Source organism: Bradyrhizobium sp. UBA2491 (assembly GCF_002341725.1).
Lineage (GTDB): Bacteria > Pseudomonadota > Alphaproteobacteria > Rhizobiales > Xanthobacteraceae > Bradyrhizobium.
Window position 1 is genome coordinate 210,197 of sequence record NZ_DDOP01000006.1, and the last position, 11,211, is coordinate 221,407.

11 protein-coding genes are annotated in these 11,211 nt (G+C 64.6%); 7 read left to right on the forward strand and 4 right to left on the reverse strand.

All coding sequences use genetic code 11. The features are described from left to right. The first annotated feature begins 29 nt into the window (after positions 1-29). On the forward strand, positions 30-1,097 hold the full coding sequence (locus B2W55_RS02420; RefSeq protein WP_051404294.1) for an aromatic ring-hydroxylating dioxygenase subunit alpha: 1,068 nt from the start codon (positions 30-32) through the stop codon (positions 1,095-1,097). Positions 1,098-1,228: 131 nt separating this feature from the next. Here B2W55_RS02420 and B2W55_RS02425 read toward each other — a convergent pair whose 3' ends face one another. Continuing rightward, positions 1,229-1,579, reverse strand: a complete 351-nt coding sequence (locus B2W55_RS02425) for a RidA family protein (protein WP_024581765.1) — start codon at positions 1,577-1,579, stop codon at positions 1,229-1,231. Positions 1,580-1,684: 105 nt separating this feature from the next. Beyond that, positions 1,685-3,133 (reverse strand): CDGSH iron-sulfur domain-containing protein, encoded by a 1,449-nt coding sequence (locus B2W55_RS02430; protein WP_035635976.1) that lies wholly within the window; start codon positions 3,131-3,133, stop codon positions 1,685-1,687. Positions 3,134-3,237: 104 nt separating this feature from the next. Here B2W55_RS02430 and B2W55_RS02435 point away from each other — a divergent pair, with 104 nt between their 5' ends. After that, a complete protein-coding gene (locus B2W55_RS02435; RefSeq protein ID WP_029879210.1) occupies positions 3,238-3,585 on the forward strand; it encodes a winged helix-turn-helix transcriptional regulator in 348 nt (115 codons plus the stop codon). 75 nt (positions 3,586-3,660) lie between these two features. On the opposite strand, the gene B2W55_RS02440 is transcribed toward B2W55_RS02435, so the two are convergent. Continuing rightward, positions 3,661-4,845: an MFS transporter gene (locus B2W55_RS02440; protein ID WP_024581767.1), complete on the reverse strand. Its 1,185-nt coding sequence runs from the start codon at positions 4,843-4,845 to the stop codon at positions 3,661-3,663. A gap of 69 nt (positions 4,846-4,914) precedes the next feature. Here B2W55_RS02440 and B2W55_RS02445 point away from each other — a divergent pair, with 69 nt between their 5' ends. Beyond that, entirely contained in the window at positions 4,915-6,510 is a 1,596-nt protein-coding gene (locus tag B2W55_RS02445) for a PLP-dependent aminotransferase family protein (protein WP_080891013.1), read from the forward strand. A gap of 202 nt (positions 6,511-6,712) precedes the next feature. Here the strand turns inward: B2W55_RS02445 and B2W55_RS02450 are convergent, their stop codons facing one another. Continuing rightward, the gene (locus tag B2W55_RS02450) at positions 6,713-8,371 is read right to left on the reverse strand and encodes an FAD-binding dehydrogenase (RefSeq protein ID WP_024581769.1); all 1,659 of its coding nucleotides are present in this window, start codon (positions 8,369-8,371) and stop codon (positions 6,713-6,715) included. A 277-nt stretch (positions 8,372-8,648) separates the two neighbouring features. Between B2W55_RS02450 and B2W55_RS02455 the strand changes: the two genes are divergently transcribed. The 4 genes from B2W55_RS02455 (at position 8,649) to B2W55_RS02470 (ending at position 11,125) form a co-directional block, all read left to right on the forward strand. After that, on the forward strand, positions 8,649-9,116 hold the full coding sequence (locus tag B2W55_RS02455) for a hypothetical protein (RefSeq protein ID WP_024581770.1): 468 nt from the start codon (positions 8,649-8,651) through the stop codon (positions 9,114-9,116). Between the two features lie 111 nt (positions 9,117-9,227). Continuing rightward, positions 9,228-9,416: a hypothetical protein gene (locus B2W55_RS02460; RefSeq protein WP_024581771.1), complete on the forward strand. Its 189-nt coding sequence runs from the start codon at positions 9,228-9,230 to the stop codon at positions 9,414-9,416. A 19-nt stretch (positions 9,417-9,435) separates the two neighbouring features. Further along, positions 9,436-10,026, forward strand: coding sequence for an SCO family protein (locus tag B2W55_RS02465; protein WP_024581772.1), 591 nt, complete (start codon positions 9,436-9,438; stop codon positions 10,024-10,026). A 91-nt stretch (positions 10,027-10,117) separates the two neighbouring features. Beyond that, on the forward strand, positions 10,118-11,125 hold the full coding sequence (locus B2W55_RS02470) for a transporter substrate-binding domain-containing protein (RefSeq protein WP_291532177.1): 1,008 nt from the start codon (positions 10,118-10,120) through the stop codon (positions 11,123-11,125). Positions 11,126-11,211: the final 86 nt, after the last annotated feature.

Sequence of the window (11,211 nt, forward strand, 5' to 3'; positions counted from 1 at the left end):
TGCAAGCAATATTGCATCGGGAGGGTGAATTGGCTGACGACGACGGAATTTTCCTGCGCAACGCCTGGTACGTGGCGGCGCTGAATCACGAGCTAATCGACGGCAAGAAGCTGGCGCGCACCATCCTGGAGCGGCCGATCGTGATCTATCGCGGCGCCAGCGGAAAGGTGGTCGCGCTCGACGACCGTTGCTGCCATCGCGCCGCGCCGCTCTCGATGGGGCGGGTCGAGGGCGATGACATCAGGTGCATGTATCACGGCATGAAGTTCGCGGCCGACGGCAAGTGCATCCAGATCCCTGGCCAGGACGCGATCCCCGCCAAGCTCGGCGTGCGCAGCTATCCCGTGGTCGAGCGCTACAACATGATCTTCATCTGGACCGGCGATCCCGAGAAGGCCGATCCGAAGCTGATCCTCGACTATCCGCCGCTGGAAGATCCCACATGGCGCGGCCTGCCGGGCTACATGCACTACAAGGCCAACTGGCTCCTGATCGTCGACAATCTCAGCGATTTCGCGCATCTCGCTTTCGTGCACACCAACACGCTGGGCGGTTCGGAGGAATATGCCTACAAGACCAAGCCGGTCGCGATCGAGAAGCTGGACGACGGTTTCCGCGTCGAGCGCTGGCACATGGGCGCCGATGCGCCGCCCTACCACAAGAAGGTGATCTCCAACCGGGACGACATGGTCGATCGCCGCAATGTCGGCCGCATGATCGTGCCGGGTATCTTCACGCTCGATACCATGTTCGCGCCGGCCGGGCAGGGCGCGGAGAAGGGCGTCCAGGTTCCGGGCACGCGGCAATACCGTAACGCGCAGTTCATGACGCCGGAGACGCGCTCCTCGACGCATTTCTTCTGGAACTATCTGCACGATTTCGATATCGGCGACCCGAACATCGCGCTGTCGCTGCGGTACTCCCTGGAGGAGGCCTTCAACGAGGACAAGGATTTCATCGAGGCGCAGCAGAAGGTGCTCGACGCCGATCCGGATTATCAGTTGCTGGCGATCGGCGCCGACGCGCCGCTGACCTATTTCCGCTGGCTGTTTGCGCGCAGGCTCGATGCGGAGAAGGGCACGGCGCGCGCCGCATAGACACAGCGGCAGAAATGAGAATGGCGCGGTGGCCTGTGGCCGCCGCGCCATTCTGCAAAGCGGGATGAGTTTTGGTTCACTCGGCTCGGCGCGCTCTCGATTCACCTCGCCCAAGGGAGAGGTGAACGCTCTTACTTCGCCGCGACAACCATGATCTCGACATTGTACTGCGGCGCCGCGAGCTTGGCCTCGACGGTGGCGCGCGCCGGGGTGTTACCCTGGGAGACCCAGGCGTCCCACGCCGCGTTCATTTCCGGGAACGTCTTCATGTCGGTGATGTAGATGGTCGCGCTGAGCAGCTTCGACTTGTCGGTGCCGGCCTTGGCGAGGTGGCCGTCGATGATCGACAGGATGTCCTTGGTCTGGTCGGTGACGCTGCCGCCGGCGGCCTTGCCGGCGACGACGCCGGCCAGATAGACGGTGTTGCCGTGCACCACGGCCTGGCTCATGCGCGGGCCGGTTTCGAAACGCTGAATGCTCATTTGGGTCTCCACTTGAATGGCGGAAACTCTCTAGCCTGCCGGCGCGCCCGCCGCCACTGCGCAATTTGCAGCACGGCTCACGGAAATCGCCCAATTGCACCGAGGTCACCTCGGCGCAATCGCTTCGGCCCAGCGTGCGAACAGGGCGATCCGCTCAGCCGGCCACGCGCCGTCGCACGGCATCGTGCCGGCCTCGAGGCGAGCCAGAATCTGCCGACTGTGCTTGTTGACGTCCGCCTCGTTCCAGAGATCGAAGGCGAACAGCATGGAATTGCGGTCCATCGGCCGGAATAGCGGCCGGATGTGTTGTTCAAACCGCACCTGTTCATCGGAGCCAGGCAGCGTGACGCTGATGCCGTTCGTGTCCTGCGCATCGTCCGCGATGGCAGGCGGCCGCGCGGCGGGCGTCGCGTTGCAGACCCACCACCAGCGCGGCACCGGCATGTTCGGCGGCGGCTTCGCGCCGGCGCCGGAATTCTCCACCGCGATTCGCGAACCCCATTCGATATAGGCGACGAAGGCGGCGCGGAATTCCGGATCGGACGGCAGCCCGGCGTCGTCGGCACTCTGCACCATGTAGGTCGCCCACAGCGCGCGCTGCTCCGGCCTGATCTCCTTGCCGATATGTTGCGACACCATCCGCCGATAGCCGCCATAGCGTTCGGTGTAGAAGCGCGGCCCGCCGAACACCTCGCTCAGCCAGGCCGCGACCCGTTCGGGATGATCCGGCGACATCTCGGCGAACAGCGGGCCGAGCAAGGGATCCTCCGGCACGTAGCGGCTGTAGAAGATCCGCGTCATGTCGAGCAGCGCCGGATAGCCGCCGGCCCATTCGAACAGCGTCGGCTCGCGCATCGGATCGGGAATGGGGTCGTGAAACGCAACGTTCCAGTGCATGCCGCTGCAAAACGGCTTGTTCAGCGAGGCGCCGCAGCGGCACAGGCTGGCATGCTCCCGCGACGCACCGGCGTTTCGTGCGATCGGCGCACCGTCCTCATCGACCAGTTCGACATCACCGGTGACGCGATAGGGGCCGTCCTTCGACACTTCGATCTGTGGTGGCCGGCTGACATCCGACAAATTGGCCTCGCGCGCCGGGCCGATGCCGATGCCGAGCGCTCCCGATGGGCATCGGCGCACCGCATTGATGAGGTCATCGAGGCGTGCGCCGCTCGGCGCGACGAAGGGCTCCTCGCCGAGATGAAACACGGAATTGAGCCGATCGGTGCAGAAGCCGGAATGCGCGCAGGTGCCGCGATTGTCGAACACATGGGCCTGCTGTCCGGCATAGACATCGAGCTTGTCGGGCACCCGCCGCGCATCCTTGGCGTCGGTGAAGCCGCGCGCGGCGTGGCTGTCGTCGCAGAACGGCTTTGTCCGCGATTGGCCGCAGCGGCACAGCCGCGCCGGCGCCTCGGTTTCAACAGGCACACCGAGATGGTCGACGATCGCAATGCCGGGCTCGGTTTCGTAAGGGCCGTTGCGTCTGACGATGATGCGTTTGCGCGGCTGCTGCTTGTCGCTGGGGCCTTGGGCGGAGTTGCTGTCTGTCATGCCTTGCAATGATCCCTAAGCTCGCCCAACCCGTGCAAGCCGTGCTTAGATGGGTCGATGGCGGCGCTCAACGAACCAGATGGAAAGTGCCGCGGGAGAAGGCGATGATCCGCAAGACCAAGCGCAAATATGGTTGCCCGGTCGAGTTCTCGATCGATCAGCTCAGCGGCAAATGGAAGACCGTGATCCTGAGCCGGCTGAAGCTCCGCCCGATGCGCTATGGCGAGTTGCGCCACGACATCCCGCAGCTCAGCGACAAGGTCCTGACCGAGCGCCTGCGCGATCTCTGCAATTCAGGCTTCGTCAAGCAGGAGCGCGGCGGCGGCTCCTCGCGCTACTGCCTGACCAAGCGCGGCGAGATGCTAAAGCCGATGCTGCAAGCGCTGTACGACTGGGGCGAGGCCAACGCCGACACGTTCGGCGTCCGCTTCGCGAGCGCGGAGGCGGAGTAGGGACACCGGGCGCGTTGCCCAATGTCGAAAACAACGCCATGCCCGGAATTGACCTGAATCGAGCGTGGTGACGGATCAGGCGGTCGTCGAGTTTGTCCGCACCCCGTCGCTGGCCTTTGCGCTTCCGCTGTAGAGGATCGCCAACTCTGACAGTGCGGCGGCAAGCAGCGCGCCCAGAAAGGCGTTGCGGCCCAGATCCACCAGCAGCCATCCCCCGATGACAGGAAATCCGAAGATGCCGATGAAGTATGACAGCACGAACCAGGTGAGTGCGGCGTGGCGGTATTTTGCGTCTGTGTCGTTGACCGCCCAGGTCTGGATGACGGTGTAAACCAGACCATACCCAATGCCGGTGAGGACTGCGGACAGGATTTGAAACGCCGGATGGATGCCGACGCCGAACATCGCCACCACACCAAGCGTCATCGAAACCAGCAACCCCTCTGCAAGCCGCCTCTGCGGCAGCGATGCCAGGATACGGGCAAACAGCAGACGTGCAGCAACCACCGTGATGGCATAGACGGCAAAGAAGGTTGAGGCCTTCGCCGATGTCCCCGCGACGAGTGACGATTGGAAGGTCAGGAGGCCGGAAAACGCGCAGGCGCCAAACCCGACCATCAGGATCGGACGGACGGATGCGCTTCGCGCAATGACGCTGATCGGGCGGACCCAGGAACGGAGCGACGATGAACGCCGCGCGCCCGGGGCTATCGTCGAGAACATCCAGAGCGACAGCCCCGCAACCAGACAGGCAATGCCAACCAGCTGAAAAGTTGCCGCGATGGAGAGCCCTGCCTGATCGACCGCCAGGTTGAGAACGAGCGGGCCTCCCCCGATGCCGGCCATCTGGAAGGCGCCGAAGCGCGTGAACCAGAAGCCGCGATCGCGATCCGTCACGCGCTCCGAAAGCGACATCGGTGCGCCAACATAGAACATGCCCCAGCCCAGGCCGATCAGGAAACCAGATGCCAGCGACATCGCCAGAGTGCCGCCAGCGCTGACGGCAAGCAGCAGGAAGCCACACCCGACAGCGCATGCGGCGATCGCGCTCATGCGCGCGGCATCGAAACGTCCCGAGAACCAGCCGACAAGCGGTACGCCGACGAAGGTTCCGATCATCGCGGCACCAAGCGTGGTGCCGGTGTCGAGGTCGCTGCCGCCGTTTGCGCGGAAGTAGGCCGACAACAGGAATGTCGCGCCGTAGCCGGCCGCGGCGAGCATGGTGCCAAGAAACAGGAACTGTGCGGATGATTTCGGCATTTGCGCGGGCCCTCTTGAAAGTGGCCTGATATTATTGGACCATTGGCTCTTTCAAAGGGCCACTTCCTGATGTCCGAGCGGGCCACTTTCCCGAAACTGCCGATGCGCCGTGCGATGCGACGTGAGAGTGCTGCGGCTGGTTTCCGGCCTGCGATCGACTCGAGTCTGCCGGTTCCAGCAGTGCGGCAGCTCTATCTCCAGCTCCGGGACGCGATCGTCGGCGGCGCGCTGCGGGCGGGCGATCGCCTGCCTTCGACACGCACGGCGTCCGCCGAATGGTCATTGTCGCGAGGGCTTGTCGCCGAAGCCTATGACGTGCTGATCGCAGAGGGCTATGCGATCGGAAAGCATGGATCGGGCACCTATGTCACCGACGATCTGCCGTTGCCGAAAATCGAGGGCAACAGCTCCCGCAATGCCCGATCCAGTGCCAGCAGGCGTCGCATTTCTGCGGCGGCACGATTGGCGATGAGCTTCGAAACCCATCCCGGGCAGGTAGCCTTCGCGACCGGGCGGGTCATTCATGATATGCGAACCGCGGTCCTCCTGAAGCGGCTCGCGCATCGCCACATCGACTATGCCAGTGACGGCTATCGCGATGCACAAGGCGAGCCCGCTTTGCGCGAGGCAGTCGCCGCCTATCTGACCGCATCGAGAGGCGTGCGCTGCGACCCGCGTCAGGTTTTCATCACGTCGGGCACGCAACAGGCGCTCGATCTCGCCATTCGCGTGCTGATGTCTCCGGGCGAAACCGCTTTGATCGAGAATCCCTGCTATCCACCAGCGCGGCAGGCATTTCTCCTGAATGGTGCGCGGCTGGTTGGTGCGCCGGTCGACTCAAAGGGCATGATCACCGAGACGCTTGCATCGTCGGACGGCCTCGCGCCTGTCGTGATCTACGTCACGCCGTCCCATCAATATCCCTCCGGTTCGGCATTGCCGCTGACGCGCCGGCTGCAACTTCTGGCCTTCGCGCAGCGGCAAGGCAGTTGGATCATCGAGGACGACTATGACAGCGAGTTTCGCTATGAAGGCCACCCGATTGCCTCGCTTCAGGGGTTGGATACCGGCGGCTGTGTGATTTACGCGGGGTCTTTCAGCAAGGCGCTGCTGCCCGGCTTCCGGGTCGGCTATCTCGTCGTACCCGACGATCTGGTCGCCGCGTTTCGAGCTGTACGACCGATCGTCGATCGCTTCCCGGCACCGCTGCACCAACTGGTCGTGGCTGACTTCCTCAGCGAAGGCTACTTCCCTGCGCACCTGCGGCGCCTGCGCGAAAGCTCTCGCGCCTCACGCGATCTCCTCTTCGATCTGCTCAAAGAGAGGCTGTCGGAACACCTCGTTGCACTCCTTCCGGAGCAGGGCGTTCATCTGACGGCGCGCAGCACCGGCAGTTGGCGGGACGATTGCGCCTTGGCACGAGCTGCCCTCGATGGCGGCGTCGTCGTGATCCCCACGTCACCGATGCACATCGGCGCGCCGGCTGAACCACGATTGCTGCTCGGATTCTCCGGTTTGACGGCCGCCGAAACCGACATTGCGACCCGGCGGCTCGCAGAGGTGTTTCGGAGCTCGGCGAAGACGGCAAAGCTCAGACCTGATGAGTCCAAGCAATCGAAACGTGACCGACGCCAGGCCAGGTCCCGGCCGCTAAAGTCGGTTTGATCCGCCTGAGCATCTCATCTTAAGGACGCGTACTTACAAATCGTCGCCGACGTCCGGTTCGCCCCGACATCGAGGCCGCTGCACTATTTCGGGATAATAGAAAATACCCCTGAGTTGCCCGACGCGTCAAGCCACTTTCGGGGGGCGGCGGTGGCCTGCTGCTTTGCATGGGGTTGTTTTCGATGTTTTTGAGCATGCGCCCCTAACCCACCGCCTTCGCCGCCGCGCGCCCCGCGTTGCGGCCGGAGAACAGGCAGCCGCCGAGGAAGGTGCCTTCGAGCGAGCGATAGCCATGCACGCCGCCGCCGCCGAAGCCGGCGGCTTCGCCAGCGGCATAGAGCCCGCGGATGATCTGATGGTCGTTGCCGAACACGCGCGACTCGAGGTCGGTCTCGAAGCCGCCGAGCGTCTTGCGGGTCAGGATGTTGAGCTTCACCGCGATCAGCGGGCCGTGGTCGGGATCGAGGATGCGGTGCGGCTTCGCGGTCCGGATCAGCCGGTCGCCGATATAGCGCCGCGCGTTGTGCAGGTTCATCACCTGCGCATCCTTGACATAGGGGTTGGTGATCTCGCGGTCGCGCGCCTCGATCTGCGCCTTGATCGCATCGAGCTTCAGCAGGTCGTTGCCCGCGAGCTTGTTCATGGCGCCGACGAGGTCGGCGAGGTTGTCGCGCACGATGAAGTCGGCGCCGTGCTGCTTGAACGCCTCGACCGGCGCCGGCGCGCCCTTGTTGGTGGCGCGCCTGATCGTCATGCGCCAGCTCTTGCCGGTCAGGTCAGGGTTCTGCTCGGAGCCGGAGAGCGCGAACTCCTTCTTGATGATGCTCTGGGTCAGGATGAACCAGGAATAATCGTAGCCGGTGCTCATGATGTAATGCAGTTGCCCGAGCGTGTCGGAGCCCGGGAACAGCGGCGCCGGCAGCCGCTTGCCCGTGGCGTCGAACCACATCGACGACGGTCCCGGCAGGATCCGGATGCCGTGACGCGGCCAGATCGGGTTCCAGTTCTGGATGCCCTCGACATAGTGCCACATGCGGTCGCGGTTGATCAGCCGGCCGCCGGCCTGCTCGGTGATGCCGATCATGCGGCCGTCGACGTGTTCGGGCACGCCGGAGATCATGAACCTCGGCGGTTCGCCGAGTCGTTGCGGCCAGTTCTGCCTGACCAGGTCGTGATTGCCGCCGATACCGCCGGAGGCGACGATGACGGCCTGCGCGCGCAGCGAAAAGTCGCCGGTCACGTTGCGCGAGGAACTCTTGCCGCGCTCGACCGAGCTCGGTTCCAGGATCGCGCCGCTGACGCCGTCGACCGTGCCGTTGCTGACGCTGAGCGCATCGACGCGATGCCGGAACTTGAACACCAGCCGTCCGCTGTTCGCAGCCGCGCGCGCACGGCGCTCGAACGGCTCGACGATGCCGGGGCCGGTGCCCCAGGTGACATGAAAGCGGGGCACCGAATTGCCGTGGCCCATCGCGTCATAGCCGCCGCGCTCGGCCCAGCCGACCACCGGGAAGATGCGATGGCCCATCGCGCGCAGCCAGTCGCGCTTCTCGCCGGCCGCGAAGCCGACATAGGCCTCGGCCCATTTGCGCGGCCAGTGGTCCTCTGCGCGATCGAAACCGGCGGTGCCCATCCAGTCCTGTAGCGCGAGGTCAGCGGAGTCCTTGATGCCGAGCCGGCGCTGTTCCGGCGAATCGACCAGGAACAAGCCGCCGAACGACCAGAACGCCTGGCCGCCGAGGCTCTGTTCCCCTTCCTGATCCAGCACGATGACGCGTTTGCCGGCGTCGGCGATCTCGGTCGCGGCGACGAGGCCGGCGAGGCCCGCGCCAATCACGATCACATCTGCATCGTCAGCCATGTTTTGATTCCCCCGTCCCGGCGCGGATTCAAGACCGCGTCATTGCGCGCGGTCAACGCCAAATGGACCTTGCCTGTGGCGGCGAGGCACCAAGCAGTTGCGGCAAGTTGTTCCAGTTTGGGACCTTTTCCGTGCGTCACTGCAGCGTGCGCGCAACACCCAATTTGAATTTGTTTTGATCGGCTTTGCTCGTCTGGACAAAAATCGACTCTCGCAACACGCTCCCATCATCTTGCATCACAAGACCAACAGATTCGGTTTCGACTGGGGCTGGCCAATGAAGTTGATGACGGGGTTGCTCGCGGCGGTTCTCTTGCTGGCGGGAATGGGGGCGTCACAGGCAGTGGTCAGGATCGCCGACGATCGCGGCGGCAAGATCGGGGTCTATGTCGACAAGTACCAGGACCTGCGTACGTCAGGTGAGACGGTCATCATCGACGGGCTTTGCGCCTCGGCCTGCACCATCGTGCTCGGCAAGGTTCCTCACGACCGGATCTGCGTGACCTCGCACGCCAGCCTCGGCTTCCATGCCGCCTGGGATTACGGCGACAATGGCCGCCCGGTGCCCAATCCGGAAGCCACCCATATGCTGTACCTGATGTACCCGCCGGCGGTGCGCAAATGGATCAACGACCGCGGTGGCCTGACCCGCAACATGATCTTCCTGCGCGGCAAGCAACTGCAGGCGCTGTACAAGCCGTGCTACCTCAACGCCCAGGCCTCGGCGCCGAAGCCCGCGCGCTGAGTTCAGTTCGGTCGTCCCGAGACATGGTGGGCATTCGCCTCGCCATCATTTGACAGCCGGCAACCGGCATTGTGCTTGCCGCCTGCCGGAACCCGGCCTATCTGAATCCCCATGGTTCAGCCGATCTCCACCCCAACCGAGCTCGTGACGGCTCCGCAGGGCCGGGTGGCGTCTGCGATCCTGTGGGGCGCTGCCGGGATCGGCGGATTGGCCTTGCTTGCCGCCGCTGCGCTCTGGTTCCACTACGGGACCGCGGTGTTTTTCGAAATGATCACGGCCGGCATCTCCGCCTGCTTCTGACAAGGACGCGCCTCGTATCATGCCCCAGACCACCCGCCCGCTGGTGATCTTCGCCGCCTTCGCCGCCAGCCTGGCGGTCGGCCTGTTCCTCATGCTGTGGGCGATCGGTGGCCTGCGCACCGTGGCCGCGCCGGCCGCGATCGGCGGTCCGTTCCAGCTCACCGACCAGTCCGGCCAGACCGTCACCGACAAGAATCTGCAGGGCAAGCCGACCCTGATCTTCTTCGGCTTCACCCATTGCCCGGACGTCTGCCCGACCTCGCTGTTCGAGATCTCCGAGGTCCTCAAGGCGATGGGCAAGGATGCCGACCGCGTGAATGCCTATTTCGTCTCGGTCGATCCGGAGCGCGACACCGCCGCCGCGATGAAGGACTATCTGTCGAGCTTCGATCCGCATCTCAAGGGCCTGACCGGCGACCCCGCGTCGATCGCCAAGGTGCTGTCGAGCTACCGCGTCTACGCCAAGAAGGTGCCGCTGAAGGATGGCGACTACACGATGGATCACACCGCGCTGATCTATCTGATGGACCGCGACGGCCATTTCGTTGCGCCGTTCAATCTGAAACGGACGCCGGAAGAGGCCGCGGCCGATCTCAAACGGTATCTCTGACCGCCATTTGCGGTCGAGAATTAACCCATTCGGCGCTCGCAACGGGCGCCGGATGGTCTATAAGCCGTTCAATTCCCTAAAATTGCCGGTTATGCCCAACCCGTTCACCCAGCCCTTTGCCGTCCGCTCGCGCCAGCTCTGCCTGGCGGTGGGGATGATGGCGGCCGGTTTGCTGGTCCTGGCCGGTCCAGCGTCCGCGCAGGAGCACGAGCACCGTGACCGACACCGCGAGCAGGACGAGCGGGCCGCTCCTGCTCAAGCTGTGCCCGCGACGCCTCCGGCAGCCGCTGCGCCGACCGCCCCGGCTCAACCGCCCAAGGCCGCCGCGGCCGCGCCGCAGGCCGTGCCCGGGTTCTGGGACCCGCGCCGCCGGCCGGATCGCCCGGACCTGTCGCGCCTCACCGTGATCCGCTTCCTGACCGAGACCGATTATCCGCCGTTCAACTTCACCGGTCCCGACGGCAATCCTGCCGGCTTCAACGTCGACCTGGCGCGGGCACTCTGCGACGAGATCAAGGTCACCTGCACCATCCAGATGCGCCGCTTCGAGACCCTGATCGATGCGCTCGCCACCAACCGGGGCGACGCCATCATCGCGTCGATGGCGGTGACGCCGCAGTTGCGCGCCAAGGTCGATTTCACCGATCCCTATTACCGCGCGCCGGCACGCTTCGTGTCGCGCCGCGACAATGTGATGCCGGAAATCCGCCCCGAATATCTCGAGGGCAAGAAGGTCGGCGTGATCGCCGGCACCTCGCACGAGGCCTACCTCAAGGCGATGTTCACCGACGCCGAGATCCACTCCTACCCGGATAACGATGCGCTGCGCGCGGCGCTGCGCCGCGGCGAGGTCGACTTCATCTTTGGCGATGCCATCTCGCTGGCGTTCTGGATCAACGGCACCGACTCGGACGGGTGCTGCGCCTTCTCCGGCGGACCCTTCGTCGAAAGCCGCTATTTCGGCGAGGGCGTCGGCATCGCCGTGCGCAAGGGCAACGACCTGCTGCGGCAGTCGCTGAACTGGGCGCTGTTCAGGATCTGGGAAAAAGGCCGCTACACCGATCTGTGGCTGCGTTACTTCTCGATCAGCCCGTTTTGACTCGGTCGGTCTTCACCTCGCCCCGCTTGCGGGGAGAGGTCGGAATTCAAGCGTAGCTTGAATTCCGGGTGAGGGGGACTCTCCGC

Bases quoted from the DNA above. Each gene is read 5' to 3' on its own strand.
- B2W55_RS02440 (WP_024581767.1), bottom strand. From the start codon at position 4,845: ATGCCGAAATCATCCGCACAGTTCCTGTTTCTTGGCACCATGCTCGCC.
- B2W55_RS02465 (WP_024581772.1), top strand. From the start codon at position 9,436: ATGCCCCAGACCACCCGCCCGCTGGTGATCTTCGCCGCCTTCGCCGCC.
- B2W55_RS02450 (WP_024581769.1), bottom strand. From the start codon at position 8,371: ATGGCTGACGATGCAGATGTGATCGTGATTGGCGCGGGCCTCGCCGGC.
- B2W55_RS02430 (WP_035635976.1), bottom strand. From the start codon at position 3,133: ATGACAGACAGCAACTCCGCCCAAGGCCCCAGCGACAAGCAGCAGCCG.
- B2W55_RS02460 (WP_024581771.1), top strand. From the start codon at position 9,228: ATGGTTCAGCCGATCTCCACCCCAACCGAGCTCGTGACGGCTCCGCAG.
- B2W55_RS02470 (WP_291532177.1), top strand. From the start codon at position 10,118: ATGCCCAACCCGTTCACCCAGCCCTTTGCCGTCCGCTCGCGCCAGCTC.
- B2W55_RS02435 (WP_029879210.1), top strand. From the start codon at position 3,238: ATGATCCGCAAGACCAAGCGCAAATATGGTTGCCCGGTCGAGTTCTCG.
- B2W55_RS02455 (WP_024581770.1), top strand. From the start codon at position 8,649: ATGAAGTTGATGACGGGGTTGCTCGCGGCGGTTCTCTTGCTGGCGGGA.
- B2W55_RS02445 (WP_080891013.1), top strand. From the start codon at position 4,915: ATGTCCGAGCGGGCCACTTTCCCGAAACTGCCGATGCGCCGTGCGATG.
- B2W55_RS02425 (WP_024581765.1), bottom strand. From the start codon at position 1,579: ATGAGCATTCAGCGTTTCGAAACCGGCCCGCGCATGAGCCAGGCCGTG.